16 protein-coding genes are annotated in these 24,702 nt (G+C 74.0%); 1 reads left to right on the forward strand and 15 read right to left on the reverse strand.

Going from position 1 to position 24,702, the window contains the following annotated elements; translation table 11 throughout:
- Positions 1-2: 2 nt before the first annotated feature.
- The 8 genes from HC031_RS20195 to HC031_RS20230 all read right to left on the reverse strand — a co-directional run bounded on the left by HC031_RS20195 (position 3) and on the right by HC031_RS20230 (position 9,680).
- The gene (locus HC031_RS20195; RefSeq protein WP_167926927.1) at positions 3-6,179 is read right to left on the reverse strand and encodes a WXG100-like domain-containing protein; all 6,177 of its coding nucleotides are present in this window, start codon (positions 6,177-6,179) and stop codon (positions 3-5) included.
- Between the two features lie 73 nt (positions 6,180-6,252).
- Positions 6,253-6,546: a hypothetical protein gene (locus HC031_RS20200; RefSeq protein WP_167926928.1), complete on the reverse strand. Its 294-nt coding sequence runs from the start codon at positions 6,544-6,546 to the stop codon at positions 6,253-6,255.
- Positions 6,547-6,561: 15 nt separating this feature from the next.
- The gene (locus tag HC031_RS20205) at positions 6,562-7,005 is read right to left on the reverse strand and encodes a YbaB/EbfC family nucleoid-associated protein (protein WP_167926929.1); all 444 of its coding nucleotides are present in this window, start codon (positions 7,003-7,005) and stop codon (positions 6,562-6,564) included.
- 48 nt (positions 7,006-7,053) lie between these two features.
- On the reverse strand, positions 7,054-8,025 hold the full coding sequence (locus HC031_RS20210; RefSeq protein WP_167926930.1) for a DUF1631 domain-containing protein: 972 nt from the start codon (positions 8,023-8,025) through the stop codon (positions 7,054-7,056).
- On the reverse strand, positions 8,000-8,539 hold the full coding sequence (locus HC031_RS20215; protein ID WP_167926931.1) for a WXG100 family type VII secretion target: 540 nt from the start codon (positions 8,537-8,539) through the stop codon (positions 8,000-8,002). The genes HC031_RS20210 and HC031_RS20215 overlap by 26 nt, the downstream gene beginning before the upstream one ends.
- A 5-nt stretch (positions 8,540-8,544) precedes the next feature.
- Complete coding sequence (locus HC031_RS20220; RefSeq protein ID WP_167926932.1) at positions 8,545-8,958, reverse strand: WXG100 family type VII secretion target; 414 nt, start codon at positions 8,956-8,958, stop codon at positions 8,545-8,547.
- A gap of 38 nt (positions 8,959-8,996) precedes the next feature.
- On the reverse strand, positions 8,997-9,293 hold the full coding sequence (locus HC031_RS20225; protein ID WP_167926933.1) for a WXG100 family type VII secretion target: 297 nt from the start codon (positions 9,291-9,293) through the stop codon (positions 8,997-8,999).
- 36 nt (positions 9,294-9,329) lie between these two features.
- The gene (locus HC031_RS20230; RefSeq protein ID WP_167926934.1) at positions 9,330-9,680 is read right to left on the reverse strand and encodes a WXG100 family type VII secretion target; all 351 of its coding nucleotides are present in this window, start codon (positions 9,678-9,680) and stop codon (positions 9,330-9,332) included.
- A 362-nt stretch (positions 9,681-10,042) separates the two neighbouring features.
- Here HC031_RS20230 and eccCa point away from each other — a divergent pair, with 362 nt between their 5' ends.
- Positions 10,043-14,038, forward strand: a complete 3,996-nt coding sequence (gene eccCa / locus HC031_RS20235; RefSeq protein ID WP_167926935.1) for a type VII secretion protein EccCa — start codon at positions 10,043-10,045, stop codon at positions 14,036-14,038.
- Positions 14,039-14,129: 91 nt separating this feature from the next.
- Here eccCa and HC031_RS20240 read toward each other — a convergent pair whose 3' ends face one another.
- The 7 genes from HC031_RS20240 to HC031_RS20270 form a co-directional block, all read right to left on the reverse strand.
- Positions 14,130-14,786: a hypothetical protein gene (locus HC031_RS20240; protein ID WP_167926936.1), complete on the reverse strand. Its 657-nt coding sequence runs from the start codon at positions 14,784-14,786 to the stop codon at positions 14,130-14,132.
- A 3-nt stretch (positions 14,787-14,789) separates the two neighbouring features.
- Positions 14,790-16,220, reverse strand: coding sequence for a type VII secretion protein EccB (gene eccB, locus HC031_RS20245; protein ID WP_167926937.1), 1,431 nt, complete (start codon positions 16,218-16,220; stop codon positions 14,790-14,792).
- 38 nt (positions 16,221-16,258) lie between these two features.
- Positions 16,259-17,677 carry a type VII secretion integral membrane protein EccD gene (gene eccD / locus HC031_RS20250; protein WP_167926938.1) on the reverse strand — a complete coding sequence of 473 codons (1,419 nt, stop codon included), beginning with the start codon at positions 17,675-17,677 and terminating at the stop codon, positions 16,259-16,261.
- A gap of 4 nt (positions 17,678-17,681) precedes the next feature.
- Positions 17,682-18,911, reverse strand: coding sequence for a type VII secretion-associated serine protease mycosin (gene mycP / locus HC031_RS20255; RefSeq protein WP_205862996.1), 1,230 nt, complete (start codon positions 18,909-18,911; stop codon positions 17,682-17,684).
- 348 nt (positions 18,912-19,259) lie between these two features.
- The gene (locus HC031_RS20260) at positions 19,260-21,221 is read right to left on the reverse strand and encodes a Ca2+-dependent phosphoinositide-specific phospholipase C (RefSeq protein WP_167926939.1); all 1,962 of its coding nucleotides are present in this window, start codon (positions 21,219-21,221) and stop codon (positions 19,260-19,262) included.
- A gap of 80 nt (positions 21,222-21,301) precedes the next feature.
- Positions 21,302-21,754 (reverse strand): hypothetical protein, encoded by a 453-nt coding sequence (locus HC031_RS20265; protein ID WP_167926940.1) that lies wholly within the window; start codon positions 21,752-21,754, stop codon positions 21,302-21,304.
- Between the two features lie 138 nt (positions 21,755-21,892).
- Positions 21,893-24,688 (reverse strand): AAA family ATPase, encoded by a 2,796-nt coding sequence (locus tag HC031_RS20270; protein WP_167926941.1) that lies wholly within the window; start codon positions 24,686-24,688, stop codon positions 21,893-21,895.
- Positions 24,689-24,702 lie beyond the last annotated feature (14 nt).

The raw sequence follows: 24,702 nt of genomic DNA on the forward strand, positions 1-24,702 counted from the left end.
CCTCAGGCCTCCGGTGGGTCCCCGCCGGGGGCGGAGTCGGTCGGCTGCCGGTGGCGTACCGCACCGGCGAGCACGTCGGGGATGGAGTCCGACCCGGGGTCTTCCGGCGGCCGCTCGGGCCGGAACCGGTCGACCGTCTCGACGAGCTGGTACAGGCCCTGCAGGACCTGGTCGCGACCGGGGTCGTGGGCGGCGCGGGCGACTCGGTCGGCGTAGTCGCGCAGCGGGCCCGTCGCGCCCGGCATGAGGTCACGTATCGCGGCGGCCACCCGGGCGACCATTTCCGGGTCGGGGTCGTTGGACACGTTCCCGTGCTCCCCCAACGCCTGCCGGACCAGGTCACCACGCCTCTCGCGCAGCCGTTTCAGCAGCAACGTCAGCTTGTCGGGACTGGCCGGGATCCGCCGCTTCTCCGCCGCTTCCAGCAGGCGGTAGTTGTCGGGATCGTGGGCGATCGCCGCGTGAACCTCCGGGTGGTCGCCGAGAAACTCGAGCGCGATCCCGGTGAGCTGGTCGGAGGGTACCGCGGCGCGCAGCCGGTCGAACTCGTCCTGCGTCAGGTACTGTCCGTCGGCCGGCTCGCCGGCAGGCTTGGCCCGGTCCATGTACCGTTGCCGGGCCTCGATGACCTCGACAGCGGTGCGGACGTGGCCGAGCTCGGCGTACGTGTCGCTCTCCCGGATCGCCGCAGTCCACTTGGTCCCCACCGTGAGCGCTTCGGTGACCTCGCCCAGCCGAGCGATGGCCGCCTCGTCGACAGTCGCCTCATCGGTGCGCGGAAACCGCGTCGCGTCGTAGGTGGTCTCGGGACGCGGAGACAAGTACGGGCGGCCGAGCAGTTGCGCGGTGTTGGCGGTGTTGGCGCCCTCCAGCACCGCAGGAACGGTACCCAGCTGGTACAGCAGCCGGAACACGTCCTGTGGCACGCCGCCCGTGCGCACCACCAGCACGTCGCCTGGCGCGAGCGCCGCGATGCGCTCCGCCAGCCCGGGATCGGAAGCGTCCGCCCGGTGCAGCCATGCCGGGGCGTACGCGGGGGCGAAGTCCACGGTGGAGTCACTGATCTCCAGCAGCAGGGCCGGGCGGTCCAGCCCCGCCTCGTGCAGCGCCGCGGCCAGCGTCGCGCCCGCGCCGGAGCGGATGTCCTCCTCCAGCCGGTGCAGCCCGTACACGGGCATGACGTCGACGGAGCCGCCCAGCGCGGCCTCGACCACCGCGTGCAGCCCGCCGGCCACCGGTCGCGACAGCGCGGCGTCGAGCAGCGCCCGCGCGTCCGCTACCCCGCCGATCGGTGGCACGTAGGTGTGGAACAGCGCGTACTCGTCGATCCCGGCACCGACGTCGATGACGTGGGCCGGCTGTCCGGGGCCGGCGCGGTGATAGGCCAGCCGAGGTCCGGCGCGCCACGCGTAGGGCTGGAACACCATCGCCGTGTCCGCACCGAGATAGTTGAGCAGGTTCGTGGCTTCCTCCTCGGTCGGCCCGACCGAGTCGCTCGCGCCGATGAGCACCAACGGTGGCCCGTCGTCGACGCCGACACGTGCGTCGGTGTACGACTGCTCGGCGTCGTACTTGTCGCGGTCCACCCAGTCCAGCGCGTCGAGCCGGTCTCCGGCCAGGTCGGCGAGCTTTTCGCGTACGGCGCTGCTGCTGACGACCGTCAACTGCCGGTCGAACCCCAGTTCGCGCAGCGAGTCGATGAGGGTCAGGCCGGCCGCCTGGTGCCCGAAGTTCAACGCTTCGTCGATCATGACGGTCAGCCGGGGCAGGCGCTGGGGGTCGGTGAGCAACCGGTGGACCGCGAACCGCTGACGGATCTCCACCACGGTCACCTCGCGTCCCCGGTCCGCCGCGATCTGCGCGACGACCCGGTCCACGGCGTCGGTGTCACCGCGCGTGGCATGTTCGGCCGCCTCGGTCCACCTCCGGTGCTCCGGCGTCTCGGTCTGCGGCACGGTGCGTCGGGTCCCGGACTCCGGACCGCCGTCCATGCCGGAAGCGCCGAGCGGGTGTGCGGCGTCAGACACCTCCGTGATGCCGGCGTCCATGCCGCCGAGCAGGCGCGGAGGCGCCCCGGTCAGCTCGACGAACACCAGGTTCTCGGCCAGCTGACGGGCGGCGACCGCCCCCTTGCCGTGGTACTCCTGGGCGACGCGGGTCAGGGCCTCGTCGGGCAGGTGCGGCGCCGAACGGCCGGTGATCCGCTGGTAGGCGCCGCGGTACTCGTACCGGGCCAGGGTCGGCACGTTGTACCGGTCCGCCCCGGACAGGCGCGCGGTCACCCAGTCCCGCAGTCCCGGGGCGTCGACGGTCCACTCGGGAGGGTCGATGACGGCCCGATCCGGCGACAGCCGTGCCACCGTGTCGGCGTCGACCGGCGTGGTGGCCGGCCCGGCGCCGCCGGCCCGCGCCGGCCGCGGCGGCTGATCGGCCCACCAGCGGGCCAGCTCCGGGCTGATCGGGGAGCGCCAGCCTGCGCGGTCGGCACCGGCCGCCCGGCCCTCGCGCAGCCGGTCCAGGGCGGTGCCGAAGGCGTCGCCGTTCGCGCGCTCGTGCGCCAGCCAGCCCGCCACGTCCCGGTCGCCCGCGCCGAAGGCCCGATCGTAGGCCTCCACCCACTGCGTACGGAACTCGTCGCCGACCCGGCGCAGCGCCTCGTCCGGCACGTCGTAGCCGGTGAGTCCATCACCGGCCAGCTCGTCGAAGTCGCGGGCGGCGGTCGACAGCGACTCGGTCAGGCCGCGCTCGTACTCAAGCCGGTCGAACAGCCCGTCCGCCAGGCGGTCCAACTCGTGCTCCCAGGCGGTCCGGCGTCCGTCGTCGAGCCGGCCGGTGCCGTAGCCGGCCGGCTCGTCGCCCCAGATCCGCTCGTACGCCCGTCTGACCTGGCCGGCGAAGTCGGCGTACGCGCGTTCCCGTGCGCCGTCGGTCAGCCTCGCCTCGGCGGTCGGGTCGCTGCGGCGGCCGGTGATGTCCTCGCTCCAGGAGCGACGGCCGTGGTCGAAGACGCGCGCGGTCTCGCCGGCGAGCGTGAGCCGCTGGCGTAGCCGCTCGGTGAGCATGTCGCGGTGGCGCTCCCAGCGGGCCGCCGCCGATCCGCCGGGCGCGTCGGCGAGTACCCGGTCGACCTCCGCGCGGAACGTCGTCGCCACGTCGGCCAGGGGCGCCTCGTCCAGGTAGGCGCCACCGAACAGGTCCTGCCCCCGGACGTCGGCCAGGACCTGGTCGTAGGCTTCCCGCACCATGCCGTCGAGCCGGATCCGCTCGGTCGCGGCCGTGAAACGCTCGGCCAGCCCGGCGGCGAGCCGCTCCCGGAGCCGGCCGAAACCGGCCTGGTCGATACCGTCCACGCCGTCGCGGGACCAGGTGTCGCGCAGGTCGGTACGCAACTGCTCCTCGGCCTCGCCGCGGATCCGCGCGACGGTGCCCTCGTCGAGGTACCGACCGCCGAAGAGGTCCGCTCGCCGGAACTCCGCGAGGGCCCCGTCGAACTCGCCACGGAACCCGTCGCGGGCCGTCTCGAACCGGCTTTCGAAGTCCAGCCGCTCCGGCAGGCTGTCGATCAGCCGTTGCAGCCGGGTGTCGAACCGGGTCGCCGAGCCCGGGGCGTCCGGGCGCCACTCGGCGTCGAAAGCCTCCCGCACGTCGCTGTGCAGCCGCTCCCGGACCCGCTGCTCGCCTTCGGGCGACACCGGTTCCCGTTGCAGCAGCGCGCCACCGTCGCCGAGGGCGGCGTCGAGCGCCGCGTCGGCCTGTGCCAGCGCCCGGCCCTTGCCGCTTTCGTACGCGTACTGTCCGGCCAGTTCGTCGCGCACCGCGTCGACGGTGGCGTCCCAGGCGGTCGCGTCGGGCCGGGCCGGACCGGCCTCGTCCCAGGCGTGCCACCACAGCTCCCGCAGCCGCCGCTCACCGTGTTCGCTGAGCCGGGTCGCGGCCTCCGGCGTCAGGTACCGGCCGCCGAACAGATCCTCCCGACGCAGCCGGGCCAACTCCTCGTCGATGCGGGAGGCGTCCCGCGCCCGCCAGCCGAGACTCTCTTCGAGCGAAAGCCGGTCGGCGAATCGCTGCCGGATCTCGTCCCGGTACTGGCGCCACGCCTCGCCACGCGGGCCGTACCAGCGGTTGAGCGGGTCGGCCGGGACCACGGCCGGCGTGGGATGCGCGCCGGCGGGGACCGGCTGCGGGTCACCGACCACCGAATGCGCGACCGCGCCGGGGTCGACCACGACCACCGGGGCGAGAGTGGGACCGGCGTCCCCGGTGCGCTGCCGGCGGGCTCCCGTCGCATCTGAGTCCGTTGTGGACTGTCCCACTGAAGCGCTTCGCGGTTCACTGTCTATAGAGGACCTGGGCGGCACCGGACCAGGGGCGTGCGTCGCCCCACCGGGAGCGCTGACGGTCACCGTCGCGTGCCGCTCCCCCGGGTCGGAGCTGAGCTCACGGATGGCCCGCGCCGAAACCGCCGGGATCTCGGTGACGTGTGGGGCGGAGCCCCTGGCTGGGGTGCTGTGCACCACGGCCTGCGCCGCCGGCTGCGACCGCGCCGGGCGCGGCCCGGCGGCGCCGACGACCTGTCCGCCGGCCGTCTCGACCCGGTCCACCACCGTTCGCGGGCGGACGGCCGGGTCGCGCTCAGCCTGCACGACCCCACCGGCCGGCTCCGTACCCGCACCCCGAACAGGCTCCGGCCCGCCACCCCGTACCGGCTCCGCGGCGCGACCGGGCTGGGGCGGCTCGACGACGGTCCGTACCGCATCCGGGCCACCGGACGACCGCTCCGTTACCTGCGCGACAACAGGTTCGACGGGGCGGCTGGTCTCCGACCGCGGCGACAGCACCGCCCACTGCCCGGCGCCGGTGCCGGCCCGGTCGCCGGCCGGGCGGTCCACCAGCAGGGAGGCGCCGTCGCCGGCGACCCGTACCGGGCCGTCCGGGGCGAGGACCCGCACCCCGTGCGCGTCGGCGAACCGCTGCAGGCCGGGGAGTTCACCCGCGCCGGCCGGCGCGGTCAGCACCACTGTCTCCGGCATCGGTGCGCCCTCGGGCCGGCCGCCACGGATCCCGTTCCACACCTGCGTGAGGTGGCCGCCCAGCTCACCGGGGGTCGTGGGCCCGGCGGTGTCCAGTACCAGCGTGCCGGGCAGGTCCCGGACCACGTCGTGGAGAGGCGGGGGCGCGGTGACGGCCGGAGCGTCGACGGGGGCGTGGACGAACAGGGAACCGTTTCGGGTCGGCTCGACCCACAGGGGCAGCACGGCGCCGTCGGGCAGGACGTGGTCGAGCACGAAGGGCCGGTCGAAGCTCTGCCCCGGCACATGCGGCTCGCCCGCCGGATGCGGTCCACCCGCCGGGTGCAGCCCGCCGACCGCGCCTCCCACGGCACCGGCGACCAGACCCATCGGGTTGGGATCGAACTGGCCCTCCGCCGCGGAGAAGATGAGCTGAGCGCCGTAGTTGGAGACACCCCCGACGACGACCCCGGAGGCGATCCGCCCGCCGACGCTACCGGCGAGGTTGGGAGCGAGCTTGCCCAGTCCCATCCCGACCCCGGCGCCGAGCCCGCCGGCGAGGGCGCCCATGCCGGCCGAACCGAGGGTCTCCCCCACGTCGAACGAGCGCCGGTCGCCCTTGAAGATCTCGATCGCCTGGACGAGCGCGTCGATGCCGGCCATCATCGCGGCGCCCTCGAGGATTCCACTGATCAGCGTCCTGGCGATACTCCACACCACGCTCTGGGTGGCTTCGATCGCCACCGGGGCGGCGGCCTCCGAGGCGCCGAAGGTGAACACCGCCATGGCGGCGTAGTAGAGCAACTGCGCGGCCAGCACGGCGAGCGCGATGACGATGTTGAGCTTGGCGGTCTCCACCGCGAGCGCGGTCTGGTTGAGCCCTTCCTCGACCTGCCCCGCCGTCCTGACGATGCCGGCGATCATCTCCGGGCCGTGGGCCACCAGGTCGCGGATGTACTCGTCGAACGACTCCCCGCCGTGGCCGCCGACCGCGTTCGCGGCGCCGCTGACGGCGTACACCACCTCGTTGTGCAGCGGCGCGAACTCCGCGGCGACGCTCCCCCACTCGGCGGCGAGTTCGCGCAGTTCGGTCTCGCTCAACCCCGGCCAGGACCCACCCGATACGAGCGGAGCGAGCCACTGCAGTTCGCTGGGGAGTTCGACGTCCACGGTCAGGACGCCCCGGCGGCGCCGACCGGGTACCCACCGGCGAGGCCGGCCGGCGGCACGGACCGCGCGCCGGTCACCGGCGCACCGCCCGGTCCGCGGCCTGGTACGCCTCCTTCATGCCCCGGATCCCCTCGGCGACGTTGCCCACCCCGCTGGAGAGCCCCTCGCCCATACCGCGGAACGACTCGGAAGCGGGCTTGAGCCAGGTGTGCAGGCTGTCGGCGTACGGGTCCCCGGGCTGGCCGGGCACCCGCAGTCGCGCGGCGAACGCGTCGGTCATCGTGCGCAGCCGGCCCGCCACGTCGCGGAGGCGGGCGATGTTGGCGTCCAGTCGGGCCGGGTCGACGTAGACCTCGTCAGCGGGCATGTGCTTCCCTCCGGCTCAGTCCCGGTCGCCCGGCCGCACGGGCGCCGGGTCGGTTGCGGGCACGACCGGGTTGTCCGGCGCCACGCCCGAGGGCACGGCGCCGAACATCTTCGCCCAGTCGATCTCGCCGCTGACCGCCTGCTCGAAGCTGGTGTCGCGGGGCAGCAGCGGCGTGACGTACCCGCGGATCTGCTCCCGGACCTCGCCGCGCGCCTTGGCGATGGTCTCCATCAGCAGCGCCGCGAGCGGCGCCGGCTCCATCCGCCGGTAGGCGTCGGTGTGGAAGCGCAGCCCGGTGACCTGGCCACGGGCGTCGACGGTGACGCTGACCATCCGGTCGCGGGAACGTACCGTGGCCGCTGCCGTGCTCAACTGCTGCTGCATCCGCAGGAACTGGTCACGTTTCTGCCGGTATCCGGCGAGCGCCTCGCTGAGCCGCTGCTCGATCGACGGGTCCATGCCACCCCCTACGGGAACGCAGCCGACCGGACGGCACGTCCGCCGGCCTCACGGTGCGGGCCGCCCGAGCGGCCCGTCGAGGATCTGGTCGCCGGTCCCCCAGACGTCGCGGTCCTCCTCCAGCCAGGTCGTGCGATGGCTGTCCTGGTCGCGCTGGCCGGCACCGCCCACACCGCCACCCATCGGCATCATCGGGTAACCGCTGCCCCGCCCGGCGGCACCGCCGGCACCGGCCAGGCCGGCCTCCTCGGCGGCGAGAGCGGAGCCGTTCGCGCCGAGGCCGCCCGAGCCCGCCGGCCGTGGAAGCGGGTTCGCGCCGTTGGCGCGCAGCGGGATGCCGTTGAAACCGGTCGGCCTGAGGCCGGGCAGCTCGGACAGGTCGCCGGCACCGGGAAGCGGCTTCCCTCCACGTAGGACGCCGGGCGCGCCCGGGCCCACCGAGCCGGGCAGGCCCGACAGCCCACCCGCGATCGGCGACAGGGACCCGCCCGGCGTCGAGGTCGACGCCAGACCCGGCACCCCGGAGAGCTGCCCGCCGGGCAGCTCACCCAGCGCGCCTCCGCCGACCGGTGCCAGGCCCGTGCCGGCGAGCCGGGTGGCGGGATCCAGCCCCGCAACGGAGCCGGCCGAAAGCGCGGACGGGGTGCTGAGGGCACCGATGTCCCCCAGCGCGCCGTACCCACCTGCCGGCGCGGGGCCCGGCTGGCGTACGCCGCTGCCGGGGATGGCTGACATCTGCGGTGCACCGGTCAGCCCGGGTCCGGCCGTCGGGGTGGTCAGCGACGGGTTCGGGGTGGCCGGCTGCGGCGGCACGACCGGGGCCTTCGGCGGCGTCGGGGCGACGACCTGCCGGTCGATCGCCTCGTAGTTGGCGTCCAGCTCCTTGATCAGCTTGCGGGCGGCGGCCAGCAGCTCCGGGCGCCCCTGCATGGCCCGGGTGATGGTGACCGACCCGGTGTAGGTCGGCGCGTCCGACGTGATCGGGCCGGGCGCGTTAATGGAGGTAGGGGCGTCCGGCAACGTGTCCTCCCGCCAAACCCAACTGCCGCGCGGCCGCCTCCGCCTTCGCGGCGTCCTCTTCGTTCTGCGCCCGGACCGCGGCCGCGGCGATGTTGTGCAGGATCGCCTGCGCCTGCGCCAACTGGTTGCCGGCCTCGTGGGTCGCCCCGGCGTAGTTCATCGCGATCACCTGCGAGGTGTGCCGCAGCCAGTCCCGCACCTCGTCGATGATTTTGAAGAACTCGTCGGCGCCGGCGCCCTTCCACTCGTCGGTCAGCGTCCTACGCTCGCCGTCGAGGGTTTCGGCGGCCTCGCCCAGCGTGCGGCCGGCGCTGGCGATGAGGTCACCGATCTGATGGATCCGACCCGGATCGACGTAGCCGTTGAAAGTCGGGTCGTTGACGAACCCGCCGGTGATGGCCTTCTCGATCTGTTCGTAGCTGTAGTGGTCGTAGTCGTGGTGCGTGACGTCGCCCTGTGGGTTGGGATCGACATGCCAGACGGCACCGGGCATGGTGTACGGATCTTTGGGCACGCCGGTCACCCTCCCGCCGCAGGGTTCGGCGCGCTGGCGCCAGCAGGGTTGACGGCCGACACGGTGGCGAAGTACTGCTGCAGGTCCGGACCGAAGGCGGTCCACACGTTGAGCGCGCTCGTCTTGGCCAGCTCGTTGGCGTCGTGGTACTTGTCCGCGAACGCGCGCAGGTCGTCGGCGAGCCGCTCGAGCCCGGCCATCGCATTCTGCAGGTGGTTCGCGGTCTGCTGGCAGTTGCGGCTGATGCTGCTCTGCAACGACGCACCCGCACCGATCGGGACCGGCCCGTGCAGCTGGAGATCGTTCGGCTTGTGGTTGAGATCGTAGATCGGGTCCTTGAACGTGGCCGCCAGGTTCTGCAGCCGACCGGCGAGGCTGCGCAGCGCCGACGGATCGACCTGGATCACATTTTCAGGCATCCTCTGAAACCTCCCCTCCGCCTGACACCATGGCGGCTTCAGCCACCCCAGCCGGCGCTCACGCTGGCGTCGGTGGCGTGGTAGATGTTGGCCGCCTCGTGCAGCGAGTTCGACGCCGCGTCCAGGAAGGACTTCATCTCGGCCGCCGCCGCGTCCCACTTGGCCTGGCAGGCGGCGTACGACTCGGCGGCACCGCCGTCCCAGGTCCCGCGCAGGTCCCGGATCCGCTGCTCGAGGTGTTGCAGGTCCTGCTGGATCTGCGCCGCGGTCGCCTTCAGATCGTCGGCGGCGGTGACCATACCGTCGATGTTGGCCATGTAGCTGTCGTCGGACATCCGTTCCTCCGGAGAATGGCTTCTGTGGGCGGGGCGTTACTTGCCGGGTCGACCGGACAGCACGGAGCCGATGGGGTTGGTCTGACCGGAGGTCGGCAGGCTGACCGCCGCGCTGACGTTGGCCTGCTGGCTGCGGTAGGCGGTGATCGTCGTCTCCAGCTCCCGCTCGATCTGCCCGAGCTGGTTGAGGACCTGACTCATGTCCTGGTGCCAGTGGTCCATCACGCCCTGGAAGCGCACGCGGGCCTCGCTCGACCAGCTTGCCTCCAGCCCGGAAACCGCGTCCTCGGTGGCCGCTTGCCTTCTGCGGATCTGCTCGGCCGCGTCGGCGATGGCGTCCTTGCCCTTGACCATCGCGCCGATATCGCCCTTGACGCCCTTGGACATGCCTGTCTCCTCCTGACTCGTCACGGCGTACGCCGTGCGCGGCACGCGGGCGATCGGGTCGCCCCGTGCGACTGCAAGGAAACCAAACCGTAGCGACCGGATGCCAACGCGCTGTGGCCGGCAAACACCCTCCAATCCGTCCAATCGGGCGCGCCGCGAGCCTTTCGTTATGCGCGCATTTCGAAGCGGCACAACGTTTTCGCACGTCCGGCCGGTGGGAGGTGCCGTATTCCACAGTGGCCCCGGTCACCAGTCCGGACCCGGTTGACCGCGGGGATACCCTGGCCGGGTTGCCGCGCGGGCGTCGGGTCCGCGCCCGCCGCGATCCAGCCCGCATCCGCGCGCCGGGGAAAGAGGAGGCGTTGGTCAGCGTTCCGTTCCGCCGACCGCCGCGACAGTCCATACCGGACGTCGCGACCGGTGAGATCGTCATCCAGGAGCCACCGGTGCTGCCCGAGCCGCAGAGCAGCGGTATGGGCGGGCTGCTGATGGCGCTGCCGATGGCGGCCGGCAGCGGTGCGACGGCCCTGTTCTTCCTCCAGCCCGGCAGCAACCACACCGTCGGCTACGCCGCAGCCGGCCTGATGGCCGTCTCCAGCCTCGGGATGGTGGTCAGCCAGCTGGGGCGCGGCGGCAGCGACCAGAAGCGCCGGATGCGTGGCGAGCGCCGCGACTACCTGCGCTACCTGTCCCAGCTGCGCCGCCGGGTCCGCACGGCGGCCGCTCAGCAGCGCACCGCCCTGACCTGGCAACACCCGGACCCGGCCGCGCTGTGGTCGGTGGCGATGAGCCGGCGGCTGTGGGAGCGCCGCATCACCGACCCCGACTTCGGCGAGGTCCGGCTCGGCCTGGGCGCACAGCGGCTGGCGGTACGGCTGTCGGCGCCGCAGACCAAGCCCGTCGAGGATCTGGAGCCGCTGTCCGCCCGCGCCCTGCGCCGGTTCATCCGCGCCTACCGCAGCGTCGACGGGGTCCCGGTCAGCGCGTACCTGCCGTCATTCGCCCGGGTCCTGCTGCGCGGCGACGACGCCACCCGGTGCGACCTGGCCCGCGCCCTCCTCGCGCAGCTCGCCACCCTGCACTCGCCCGAGGATCTGCAGATCGCGGTCTGCGCGAGCGCCGAACGGCAGCCGGAGTGGGAGTGGGTGAAGTGGCTGCCGCACGCCGGTCACCCGCGGGAACGGGACGCGGCCGGTCCGGTGCGCCTGTTCGCCGACGAGATCGCGGCGATGGAGGACCTCCTCGGCGGGGACGCGTTCCGCGAACGGCCGCGCTTCGACCCGCAGGCCCGCCCGGTCGCCGGCGAGCCGTACGTGGTGATCCTGCTCGACGGGGTGCGCCAGGCCGAGAACGGTCGGATGTCGACCGCGGGCTACCGCCACTGCACCGTCATCGACGTGGCCGACTGCCTACCCTGGCGGGACGATCAGATCACGCTACGGCTGCGGGCCACCCCGGGCCGGCTCGAGTCCGTCACCGGCGCCCGGCCCGCCGTGGAGCGGGCCACCCCGGTGGCGACCCCGGACGCGCTCGACGCGGTGCGCTGCCGGGTCCTGGGGCAGAATCTCGCACCCTTCCGGATGGGCGGCTCGGTGGAGAGCGCCGCCCCGCTGAGCACCGACATCGAACTGACCGCGCTGCTCGGGGTCGGTGATCCCCGCACCCTGGACCCGAGCCGGACCTGGGCGCCCCGCTCCACCTGGGACCAGCTGCGGGTGCCGATCGGCGTCACGGAGACCGGCGCCCCGGTGGAGCTCGACATCAAGGAGGCCGCCCGGGGCGGGATGGGCCCGCACGGGATGCTCATCGGCGCGACCGGCTCCGGCAAGAGCGAACTGCTGCGCACCCTGGTGCTCGCGCTGGCGATCACCCACTCGTCGGAGATCCTCAACTTCATCCTGGTCGACTTCAAGGGCGGCGCCACCTTCCTCGGGCTGGAGTCGCTGCCGCACACCTCGGCGGTGATCACCAACCTCGCCGACGAGCTGCCGCTGGTCGACCGGATGCACGACGCCATCTCCGGCGAGGTCACCCGCCGGCAGGAACTGCTCCGCCGCGCGGGCAACTACAGCTCCGCCTACGACTACGAGCGGGCCCGGGCCGACGGCGCGCCGCTCGACCCGCTGCCCACCCTGTTCCTGGTCGTCGACGAGTTCAGCGAGCTGCTCGCCACCAAGCGGGAGTTCATCGACCTGTTCGTGATGATCGGCCGGCTCGGCCGCAGCCTCGGCATCCACCTGCTGCTGGCGTCGCAGCGGCTCGACGAAGGGCGCATCAACGCCCTGGAGTCGCACCTGTCGTACCGCATCGGGCTGCGCACCTTCTCGGCCAGCGAAAGCCGCGCCGTGCTGGGCGTCCCGGACGCCTACCAGCTCCCGTCGGCCCCCGGCAACGGCTACCTGCGCACCGACACCTCCACGCTGATCCGCTTCAAGGCCGCGTACGTGTCCGGCGCGACCCGGACGGCGCGACCCGCCCGCCCGCCCGCGGTCGTGGCGCAGCAGGTCGTGGAGTACCGGCCGCAGGCGGCGCCGGTCACCGCGGCTCCGCCGCCGCCGGAGCCCCTGGCCCCGCCCGCCGAGGCGCCCGCGAGCCGGGAGAGCATGTTGAGCATCGTGGTCGACCGGCTGCGCGACCAGGGTCCGGCCGCGCACCAGGTGTGGCTGCCGCCGCTGTCGGCCCCGCCCGACCTCGACGAGCTCCTGCCGCCGATCGTGCCGCACCCGCAGTACGGGCTCCAGGCGGCCGAGTGGCCCGGACGCGGCGCGCTGACGGTACCGGTCGGGCTCGTGGACCGCCCGGCCGAGCAGCGGCGGGACCTGCTGCTGGCCGACCTGTCCGGCGGAGCGGGCCACGTCGGGATCACCGGTGGCGCGCAGTCCGGCAAGAGCACCCTGGCCCGCACCTTGATCACTGCCCTGGCGCTCACCCACACGCCCCGGGAGGCGCAGTTCTACCTGCTGGACTTCGGCGGCACCCTGGCGTCGCTGCGTGAGCTTCCGCACGTCGGCGCCGTCACCGGCCGACTCGATCCCGAGCGGGTGGCGCGGACCCTGGCCGAGCTGGCAGGGCTGCTGACCCGTCGGGAGCAGCTGTTCCGCGAGCACGAGATCGAGTCGATGGAACGGTACCGGGAGCTGCGCCGGCAGGGGCGGTTCCAGGACGAGGACCCCTACGGCGACGTGTTCCTGGTGATCGACGGGTGGTTCACGTTCCACCAGGACTTCGAGAACCTGGAACCGGTCGTGCAGGAGCTGGCCGCGCGGGGGCTCGGCTTCGGCCTCCATCTGATCGTCACCAGTGGACGGTGGGCCGACGTCCGGCCCTGGCTGCGCAACCTGCTGGGCACCAAGTTCGAGCTCAAGCTCGGCGACAGCGCCGACTCCGAGATCAACTCGCGGGCGGCGGCGGGGGTCCCGGCGCTGCCCGGCCGCGGGCTGACCTCCGAGCGCCTGCACTTCCTCGCCGGCGTGCCCCGGATCGGCGGACTTTCGCGGGTCGGCAGCGGCGGCGCGACCGATACCCTGCCCGACGACAGCCGGGCCCTGGTCGAAGCGATCGCCGAGGCGTGGAGCGGACCGGGCGCGCCGCCGGTGCGGCTGCTGCCGCCGGTGCTGCCGCTGGCGGAGCTGCCCGCCCCCGACGGGGACCTGCGCGTACCGCTGGGCTGGGACGAGGCGCGGCTGCAGCCGGTGTGGCACGACTTCGGCCAGCACCCGCACCTGATGGTGTTCGGCGACAGCGAGACCGGCAAGACCAACCTGCTGCGCCTGGTCGCACGCGCCGTCGCCGGCCGGTTCTCGCCGGACGAGGCCCGGGTGATGATGGCCGACACCCGGCGCGAGCTGCACGACGCCGTCCCCACCGACCACCAGCTGGGGTACGCGGTGTCGGGCACGGCGCTCGGCCAGCACATCCGCGACAGCGTCGAGATCCTCCGGCAGCGCATCCCCGGACCGGAGATCACCACCGAGCGGCTTCGGCGGCGTGACTGGTGGGAGGGCCCCCGCCTGTACGTCGTCGTCGACGACTACGACCTCATCGCCCATCCGGTGGACAATCCGCTCGCCCCGTTGCTGGATCTGCTGGCGCACGGCGTGGAGATCGGGCTGCACCTGGTCGTCGCCCGTACCACCGTCGGCGCGGCGCGCGTCCTGTCCGACCCGGTGGTCCGTCGCCTCATCGACCTCGCGACGCCGTCACTGTTGCTGTCGTGCGGCCGGGAGGAGGGCGCGTTCCTGGGCAACGTGCCGCCCCGACGGCTCCCGCCGGGACGGGCGCAGCTCATCACACGGCGGGGCGTCGGCCTGGTGCAGACCGCCCTGGTGGACGAGGCGGCCGGCCCGGTCGCGGGGTGACGGGCCGCACCGCCGGGCCGGCGCCAGCCCGGCAGCAGCACCGGCCGGTACGTGGCGCTACCCCGGCAGCGGCACCGCCCGGTATGTGGCGCTACCCCGGCAGCGGCACCGCCCGGTACGTGGTGCTGCCCCAGCCGGCGTCGACCTCCAGCCGCAGCCGGTACGCCGACAGCAGCCGGCCCACCCGGTGCATCCGGGCGCGCAGGGCCGACAACGACAGCGGCTGCCCGGGGCGACCGAACAGCCACCGCAGGTCATGGCAGCAGATCGGGCGTCGCCAGTGCAGCAGGAGCCCCAGCAGCAGCCGTTGGGCGGAGGCGCCGGGCGCGGCGGGCACCAACCGCCGGACGCCGCGCGCCGGCAGCCGCCGCAGCCGGGCCCGGAGCCGGGCGGCCCGTTCGGCCGGCGGCGCGGCCCGGTCGATGACGTCCAGCGCGCCGGCGGCCAGACACTCGACGACCGCGTCGCTGCCGGCGTGCGCGACCACGACCACCGGGCCCAGCAGCCGGGCGGCGCGCACCAGGTGCACCAGATCGCGGGCGTGCCGCGCCTCGCCGGCGTCGAGCAGGTTCAACGGAGGGCGCAGCCGGCACAGGTACTCGTAGCCGCGGGGCTCTCCCCAGCCCACCGTCGGCCCCAGCGTCAACCCCGCCTCGGCCAGGCCGGCCCGGAGGTCGCCGTCGCCGGGCTGGTCGAGCACGAGCAGACCGGGCCCACTCGCATCGGGAAAGTCGAGTTCGTCCACCACGCGTCACCCGCCGGGCCGGGCTGCGGGCCCACCGCCCGTGCGCGCCGCGACGGGATCCAGCACCGCGCCGGTGGGGAGCAGGGCGAGCAGCGTGGTGGGTACCGGCACCGCCTCCCGCGCCGAGTACCCCAACAGCTCGGCGACATCGTCGGAGCTCAACGGATACTTGGCGCCGACGTCGGTGACCAGGTACAGGGTGCCGCCGGAGACGCCCGGAGCCGCCTGGGCCCGCGCGAGTACGCCGTGTCCGGGCTGTACCCACACGCCGTCCGCGCTGAGCGAGTCGTACTTCGGGGGGAACGGTCCGCCGGCCGGACCGCGCAGCGGTGGTGGCGCCGCGAGGACGAGTTCGCTGCGGGCGCCCGCCGACTGCGGCGTGATCCGCACGCACGGCACCCGGTCCCGGTCGAGCCCCGACGCCAGCCGGGGCGGGGTGGTGGGCAGCGGCCGTGCCGGTTGGGCGGCGGCGCGCGGCGCCCCGGCCAGCGCGGCGGGGTCGAGCGGCACCGGCTGCACCGGACCGCCGCCGTAGGCGCCCCGGTTGGCCGGATCGAACAGCGCCAACGCCGCCTCCGTGCGGGTCAACGGAGCCAGTCCGTCGGCGAGGACCAGGTAGCTGCTCTCGTCGCTGACACCGCGTACGGTCATCACCTGCCCGATCCGGGTGGGTCTGTTGTCCACCGGTGGTCCCGGCTCGCCCCGTCGGGGAATCGCGGGCGGGGCGAGGTCGGGGCCGGCCGGCACCGAATTGATCCAGCCCGCGCCGACCTCGATCGGCTGCACGTCGCCGTAGCCCATCGCGTCGACCACCCAGCGGTCGGCGAAGCGCAGCCGCCGGCCGGCCACCACCAGGTACAGCTGGCTGCCCGGCGCCCGTACCAGCAGCGCCTGGTCGGCCGGCAGCACGGTGCCGGTGCGGCCACCGACGGTCAGCCCCACCCGCGAGCGTGGCGTGCCCGACTCGTCGGCGACCTGCGTGGCGCAGACCTGCCATGCGGCGCCGGTGAGCTGGCCGGCGGCCGGCAACGCATCCGGCGCGCCGGGAATGCCGATCGGGGTGCCGTGCCGCGTTCCCTTCAGCGAGGCGCTGGCCACGGTGTGCGGCTCGAGCTGGGTGCCGAGCAACAGCCGGGCCGAGGCGTAGTTGAGCACCGGCCGCAGCTCGTCGCCGGCCAGGACGTAGCTGGCGCCGGTCTCCTTCTCGACGATCAGGGCACCCGGCTTGCGCCACCCCGTCTCACCGCCCGGGGACACCAGCCCGTACACGGCGAACCCGGCCACCAGCAGCACCGCGATCATCATCCCGCCGAACAGCCCGGTGCCGGAGCGTCGATTCGGGCTCTCCGGTGCGTCCGGTTCGGCGCGGACCAGAGCCGAGACCAGGCGACCGACGAGAAACCGGTGTGCCTGCAGTTGCTCACGCCTCGACCGCATCCCCACCATCCCTTCCCTGCCGGGCCGCACCGTCCATTTCAGCCACCGAGTGCGCGGGCCAGCGAGTACACGCCGATCGGTGCCAGGGCCAGCGGCACGACCGCGATCGCGAGCAGCCACTCGCAGATGTCACCGGCGCGTCCCCAGTACGGCAGCAGCCGCCGCCCCGGCAGGTGCCGGGCGCCGGCCACGAGCAGGCCGCCGGCGACGACCATCGCGGGCAGCCCGGTGGCCAGTCGCAGCGGCGCCGGCAGGTCGAGCAGGGTCACGACGGCGACCGTGGCCAACCCGAGCGCGCCGGGCGCGATCAGGGCCAGCCGCTGGCGGGCGCCGACGAAGCTCCGCGCCCGCAGCAGCAACAGGGCCGCGACGGCGGCGGCGAGCCCGCGCGCCGACCAGCCGGCTGCGGCGCAGAGGGCCGGGAGCGCGGCCGCGGCGACCGCGCCGAGCGCGGCCAGCAGCACGGTCATGAGGCGGTCAGCCGCGGCGACGCGGGCCAGGGTTTCCGGGCCCGGCAGGGGGTCGGTGTTCTCCTGCAGCTCGTCCGCCCCGGTCGGCAGCGCCCCGATCCGCAGATTGCCGAGATGAGCCGAGATCATCGGGACGGCGAGGTCGGCGAGCAGCGCGAGCACCGCGACGACCGCGGCCGTGCCGCCGGAGGCCATCGGGAAGAGCAGGTCCACCGCCCCGCCGAGCGCCGCGGCCAGCGACACGACCGCGACCGCAAGGAACGGGAAAGCGTCGCCGCGCGCGACCATCAGGATGACCCCCGCGGCGCCGAGCGCCGCCGCGCCGCCGCCGAGCAGGTACGCCCCGGTGGACGGCGAGCCGCCGGCCAGCCCGGTCGCCAGCCCGCCGGCCACGGCGGCCGTGGCCGTGGCCACCGCGCCGAGCGTCCCCGCTGCCGACCGGTCCCGCAGCGCCACCTTCGCGACCAGTGCACCGATCAGCAGCACGACCGCAGCGCCGGCGGCTGCGGCGACGCGCGCCGGAACCGGCCCCGGCTGCAGCAGCAGCCAGATCCCGACCGCCGCCGGTACCGGAATCAGCCCGACCAGCAGTCGGTGGGTGTAGGCCGGACGCCACCGGTCGGCCCGTTCGGCCGCGCCGGTAGCGACGGCGTCGACCAGGTCGTCGAAGTCCGCCGGCGGCAGTTCGGCGCGGCGCGGCCGCAGCAGCACGACGTCGCCGTCGTGCAGGCCGAGCGACGCGACGTCCCGCGCCTCGTCCAGCGGCGGCTCGCCGAGGCGCTGCAGGACCCATCCGTCGTGCTGGTTGCCGGCGTCCGCCAGGTCGTCCCCCGCGTAGCGCAGCAGCGACGGCATCAGTTCGGCCAGCGGGATGTCCGACGGCACAGCCAGCTCGACCCGCCGCCCCGGGCCGACGACTCTGAGCCGGCACACCTCGCCGACCTGCACCGCCTCACCACCGGTCACCACCGCGCTGCCCTCCCGCACTGCCTCACCCGACCGTCACGCCCGCCGTCCGCCGCCGCCGACGCGGCCCGAGCAGCAGACAGAGCCAGACCACTCCAACGCCGACCGCGACCGCCCCGGCGACGGCGAACGCGACGGTCCGCGCCGTCATCCCGGCTCGCGGTGGCGTCGGCGGCACCACCACCGGCGCCGCCGCGGCGGAGCGCACGGGGCCCGACTCCTCGGGCAGCACACTGGTCACCGCCGCGTACGGATTCACCACACCCCAGCCGAGCTCGGGGTCGGGCACGGCGCGTCCGGGGTGGTCCGCGGTGACCTCCAGCCGGTGCCGTACCTGCGCCGCGCTGAGCCGGGGATGGTACGACCGCACCAGCGCCGCGGTCGCGGCCACGAGGGGCGCGGCAAAGCTCGTCCCACTGCCCTGCAGGTGGCCGTTGCCACGAGGACCGAGGCTGACCATGTCCACTCCGGGTGCGGCCAGATCCACATAGGAGCCAGACTCGGAGAACGAGGCCGGGGCGTCCCCCCGGTCGACGGCGCCGACCGCGACGACCGACGGGTACGCGGCCGGATAGGTGCGCGGGTTGCCGGACTGTTTCTGGTTCGCCACGGCCGCGACGACGACCGCGTCCCGCCCGGCGGCGTACGCCACCGCCGCCTCCAGCTCCGCCGACGGCTGCTCCGCGGCGATCGACACGTTGATGACTTTCGCGCCCGCGTCGGCCGCGTCGCGGATGCCGCGCGCAAGGTCGGCCGAGCGCCCGTCGGCGGCGGTGGTCACCCGGACGGGCAGGATGCGCACGCCCGGCGCCAGCCCGGCGAATCCGGTGCCGTCCACCGGGCTCGCGGCGATGAGACCGGCCACGAACGTGCCGTGACCGACGCAGTCGCTGTCGGCCCGCTGCCGGGTGCGGACGTCGACCCCGGCGCTCACCTTGCCGGCCAACTGCCGCACGCCGCCGTCGACGCCCGAGTCGACGACCGCGACGGTGACGCCGCCGCCCCGGGTCAGCGACCACAGCCGCTGCGGGGCCAGGCGCTGTTGGGCCCAGGGCGCGGGTCGGTACACCGTCTGCGCGCCCGGGAGGCAGTCACGCGGCCCGGAAGCATCCGGAAGCTGCGGCAGGCCCTCCGGTGGGGCACCGCCGGGCGTGGGGGTCGCAGTGGGATCGGCCGAGGCTCCGGACGGCGGCAGGGCCAGGCCCATGATCGCGGCGAGCGTCAGGGCGCAGGCACGCCCGAGCCACGCACGCACGTTCCGGGATCCTTCCTCGAGCTTCGACGGCGACGGTATGGCAGCCGCGCAAGCCGGCAACAGTACCGGATGCGGCGGTCGCACCATCGATCGATGTCGTTGACATCACGGGCACCCCGGGTCCGTCCGTCGACGTTGCCCGACTGACCTGCGCAGACAGTCCAAAAAGACAACACAGTGATGCGCATCATCGTCTCGTCGTCCGGGTCTGGCGATCACGGATGTCGGCGCGCCGACGACGACGTACCGTGAGGAAAGCGCTACCGCCCGGCGGGCGCCGCAGCCGGGTGCGGCCGGGGTGCCCGGCGGGCGCCGCAGCCGGCTGCCGCGGGAGCACGCCGCCGGCGGCTAGGGCGCGGACAGATCGTCGACCGTGGCGCCGGCCGGGATGCCGCGGCCGGGCAGGTCGGCCAGGGTGATCTCGCGCAGCGACGCGTCCGGCCACACACTGTTCCCCCGGCGCGTACCGGCGAAGAGCACGTCACCCACCCCGCTCAGCCCCTGCCGGGTCAGCGGCGTGTCGAAGTCCTCGGCCGCGATCTCGTGCCAGTCCGGTACGCCGGCGGCGGTGACCCGGCCCGCGGAGTACACGTGCACCGTGGCGCCGGTGCCACGGTTGTCGACCGAGAACGCGATCATGCTGCCGATACAGGTCCAGGACACGCCGTCGGAGTTCGGGTCCGAGGCGTCCCGGCACGCGCCGTAACGCGGCGCGATCAACTGGCTGGTGCGTACGACCCGGCCGTGCCGCGCCACCCGGATGTAGAGGTTGACGTCCTCCTGGTAGTAGCTGGGGCCCGGCGTGGTGTTCTTCTGCCGGCCTAGCTGGATCCAGTTCGAGTCGTCCGCGGACGCGGCGCGCAGGCTGCCGTCCCCGTTCTGCGCGCTGCGGGCGTAGTTCGTGCAGGTGTCCTGCTTGTCCAGCCCGGGCGCCGGACAGGTCTTGAGTACGTCCTTGACGAACACCCCGGCGGTGTTCTCCTTGCCCCAGGTGTCGCCGTTGCGGGTGGTGGAGACCGTCGTCTCCCACCAGCGCTGTGACGTGGCCGGGGCGGCGTCGAACACGAACGGCCAGTACGCCGGCGATGGTCCGGTGTGGACGTACAGGCGTGAGCCGGGCTCGTGCACGGCGACACCGTCGCGGCGGCGCAGCCGCTGGGACGCATCCCCGCTCCCGGTGACGTGCCACGGATAGTCGGTCTGGACGAACTGGTAGCCGGCGTTGATCCGGCTCTCCTGGCACTGCCAGGCGTACGCGTCGCAGCCGGGGTGGTAGTCGTAGCTGTCGGCTCCGCGCACGACCCCGTTGTGCGCAAGGTACGCGCCGGCCTTGGCGGTGCCGTTGGGTCCGACGTCCTCGAGCTGCCAGAACGCCGACGCCTGGAACGCCGCCTGCCGGGCCGCCGCGTCGATCGGCGGAGACGGGTCGAAGTCGCTGATGTCCCGGACGCAGTACGAGTCGGAGTCCGGACCGGATGCGCGGAACCCGATCGGGGCGACGCCCGACCTCGCCGGGTTCAGCCAGCTTGCGGTGCAGCCCGGATCGACCTCGAACACCGACTGCATCGGGAAGGCGGCGCGGTGCGGAAGATCGTGGGTGGCGTACCGCACCCAGTCGGCGCCGGCGGTGCTCCAGTTGCCGATCAGGTTGACGATGAACTTGCCGCGCAGCCGGTCGACGGTCGGCCAGCCCGCGGAGGCCATACAGGAGACCATCGTGCTGTCCGGCGCGCACCGGGACAGGAAGTCGCCCGGCGTGTACAACGCGCCGCCCAGCGCCTGGCGGAGCGTGTCGTCGAGCTGTTCGATGGTGTGACTGTCGTCGAAGTTGGCGTTGGTCGGGATGCCGGGGAAGCTCGCGCCGGTGTACGGCACGACGTTCTTGAGCTCGATCATGACGTTCACGACCTCGTGCCGCGGCACCGCGTACTGGAAGTTGCGCAGCAGCTGGAGGCAGTCGTCGAGGTACCGGCAGGTGAAGTCCTCGGAGTCGGACGTGTGGTACACCTTCCAGCGCCCGGCCGGCGCGCCCTCGGAGTGGATGTCCAGTTCGAGCGCGCGGACATGCTCGTGCAGCAGTTGGTCGGAGATGAGCTCCTGGGTACCGCTGGCGAAGAAGTCGGCCTTGTCGGAGCGGTTGAGCCAGTACGAGTTGTGGGTCGCGGTGCCGTGGACCTCGTTGTACCTGGGGTAGCCGTCGGCCGCTCCGACGCGCGCCCCGGCAGGGGCCGGGGCGGCGGCGACGGCCGCTCCGACCAGCACCGCGGCGGCGAGCCCGACCGCGATGCGCCTGGCGAATCGAATCCGCATCTGGTTACTCCTGTCGGCGGGCGCGGGCCCGGGCGGCGTTGAGCGCACCGCCCGGGCCCGTCACGGTCGGTTGAGCCGGGCTACCAGTTCGAGCAGTGCAGGTCGTAGTCGTTGGTGCTGCCGGCCGTGCCGCCGACGTAGATGGTGGCGTGCTTGCCGTCCGTGCAGTAGTCGTTGAAGTCGTACCAGGGGTTGATCGTCTGCTGGTGGATGGTGTTGCCGAAGGGCTCCATCCGGACCTGCCAGTGCACCGAGGCCACCCCTGCCGGCACGGTGAACCACCGGTTGCCCGTGTGCCCCACGCTGCCGCTCCAGTCGTGGTAGACCTCCCGACCACTCCCGTCGTAGCCCCAGACGTCGGCGTACGCCCAGTACCAGCCGTCGTTGTAGAAGTGCACGGCCACCGGTTTCGCCGAGACCATCGGATGCACCTGGTGCGCGGCTGGGGCCGCCGTGGCCGGAGCGGCTCCGGCGATCACGGCGACGACCGCGGTGGCAAGGCCGGCCAACAGCCCGGCCAGTCGAATCCGCATGTACCTCTCCTCCTCGCGTTTCGACCCCGGCGCCCGCTCGGGTGGGGCGCCGGCGTTGACGCGATAGACGATCTCCTATCGGAGAGGTCCGTCGAATCCGTGAAAACACGTAGTCTTGGTCCGCCCGCCACCGCGGCGTCAGGCCGATCCCTGACCGGCCACCGCCTGGGCGAGCTCGGTGCGCGACCGGACACCCACCTTGCGGTAGATGCGCGACAGGTGGGCCTCGACGGTCCGCCGGGACAGGAACAGGGCCGCCGCCACCTCGTCGTTGGTGTGGCCGGTGGCGACCAGCGAAGCGACCCGCCGCTCGGCCGGGGTCAGCTGGTCGGGGGAGCTGCGACGCAGGCCGAGGCTCTGCAGCTCGGCGACCACCCGGTCGTGCCACCGGTTGGCACCCAGCCGCTGGAACATCTCGCCGGCCCGGGTCAGCGCCTCCCCCGCGGCGCGCTTCTCCTTGCGCCGCCGCAGGACCTGGCCGTGCACCAGCAGGGTACGGGCCTGCTCGAAGGGCATCGGCAGGTCGGCGTGCGCGCGTACCGCCGCCTCGGCCGCCGCTCCCGCCCCCGCGAGGTCGCCGCGGGCGAGCGCCAGGAGCGCGCGGCTGCGGGCGGCGACACAGACCAGGTACGGGTACGGGGCGACCGCGGCGCGCCGATCCAGGTCGGCCACCAGACCCGCGGCCCGGTCCACGTCGCCGAGGTGCAGCGCCGCCTCCACCTGGTCGCCGAAGAAGGTGTACCGGGCCGGCTCGCGCATCCCCATCCCCGCGACGGCGTCGGCCGCCCGGGTCAGATACCGGTCCGCGGCTTCCGGAGCGCCGCGGGACAGCTCGACGAAGCCGAGGACGGACAGGTGCAGGACGGCCACCATCGTGTCCTGGAAGGACTCCGCGAGCGCCAGCCCCTCGGTCGCGGCGGCCACGGCCGGGTCGGCGTCGCAGCGGTACGCGGCGACCAGCGCCGTCGTGTACAGCGCCTGGCCCCGCCACCGCCGCTGGCCGGTCTGCTCGATGGTCTCGACCATCTCCTCGGCGTACCGCGCGGCGAGGTCCAGGTTGCCCAGCCAACACTCGATCTCCACCAGGTGGAGCAGCGCGTGCGGCACGGCCGGCTCGTCCCCGATCTCCTGCGCCCGCCGGTACTTGGCCAGCCACCCCGTCCGCGCCCGCGGGATGTCGAAGCTCTTGGCCCAGATGTTGAGCATGGACCGGCCGAACTCCACCTCCCACGAGAAGGCCCGGTCCGGCAGCAGCGCCCGGCCCCGCTCCAGCGTCTCGTGGTCGGCGCCGCGGCCGGCGAGGAACCCGAAGAACGCGACCGAAAGCTCGGCGCACGCCCGCAGGGCCGCGTCGGCGACCCCGGTCAGCAGTTCGCGGGCCCGCGCCGCGCTGCGTACCCTCAGGTCGGCGTCGTAGTCGGCGAACCACGCGATCCGCAGTTGCAGCGTGCCGGTGAGCAGCCGATCCCCGGCCGCCTCCGGGATCGCCCGCTGGAGAGCCGCCACGGCGTCGCGCGGGCTGCCGTCGTAGAAGAGGATCGACGCGAGCCACAGCAGCGCCCGCGCGCGGTGCGGCCCCGGGGGCATCCCGGCCGCTGCCGTTTCCAGGATGGTCCGGGCGCCCATCGCGTCGCCGGCCGAGAACAGACATTCGGCGGCCGACACGGCTCGCCGGGGTCCGCGCGGGTCGCCGGGCGGCGTACGGTGGCTGGCCAGCAGCCACAGCTCGGCGGCCATCGCCGGGGCGCCGCGGTCCTGGGTCTGGCGGGCCGCGTCCGCGATGACCCCGGCCACCTCCGCGTCGGGGCCGTCGGCGGCGAGCGCCAGGTGGCGCGCCCGCTCGTCGAGGTCGGGGACGACCGTGGCGAGGCGCGCGTGCAGCACCCGCCGTCGTTCCGTGGCGGCGGCCGAGTAGACGGCGGAGGCGAACAGCGGGTGGGTGAACCGCACCTGGCCGCCTCGTACCTCGACGACACCGGCGTCTTCGGCCGCCTCCAGCCCCGGCGTCGCGGGGCCCGGCATGCCGAGCGCGGCCCGGATCAGCGCGGTACGGGGGTGGTGCAGCGCGGCGGCGACGAGCAGAACTTCGCGGGTCTCCGGTGGCAGCCGGGTCACGCGCTCGACCGCCGCGTCGTCCAGGGTGGCCGGCGCCGGCAGCGGAGCGGACGGCTCGGGCCAGCCGGTCCGCTGGATCGAACGGGCGACCTCCAGGGCGAGGAACGGGTTACCCCCGCTCGCCTCTCCCAGCCGCAGCAGATCCGGCTTGGCCAGGTGGAGACCGGTGCGCGTCCGGACCAGCCGGTACAGCTCGGCCGGTGACAGCCGGTCGAGCCGGATGCGGCGGATCCGGTCCGGGTCGAACGCCCGGCCGAGGCCGAACGGCACCGGCTCGGCGTACCGCTCGTCGCTGCGCACCGTGGCCAGCACGCCGACGGCGTGGTCGACCGAGCGGCGCGCGACGTAGCTCAGCACGCCGGCGCTCGCCGGGTCCAGCCACTGGGCGTCGTCGACGGCCAGGATGACCGGCCGGCTGGCGGCCAGCAGGCGCACCAGGCTGAGGGTGGCCAGGTTCACCGCGCGGGGATCGGGTGGCGCGCCGTCCGGGGTCGCCCGCAGCAACGCGACGTCCAGCGCGTGGCGCTGTGGCGCCGGCAGGGCGCGGAACACCGCGTCGGGGACCGTGTCGACGAGGTCGGTCAGGCCGGCGAAGGACAGGAGGTTCTCCGGCTCGGCCGGCCGGCAGGCCAGCACCTCACAGCCGCGCTCGCGGGCCCGCTGCACGCCGTACCGCCACAGCGTGGTCTTGCCGATGCCCGGCTCGCCCTGGATGACACAGGCGACGGTCCGGTCCGCCGTGGACCCGGACATCTGCTCCACGGCGTCGTCGAGCGCCGACAGTTCGGATCTGCGGCCCACGATGCGCTCGGTCTGCACGTTCCCCCCCAGCT

Source organism: Planosporangium thailandense, from assembly GCF_011947195.1.
Lineage (GTDB): Bacteria > Actinomycetota > Actinomycetes > Mycobacteriales > Micromonosporaceae > Planosporangium > Planosporangium thailandense.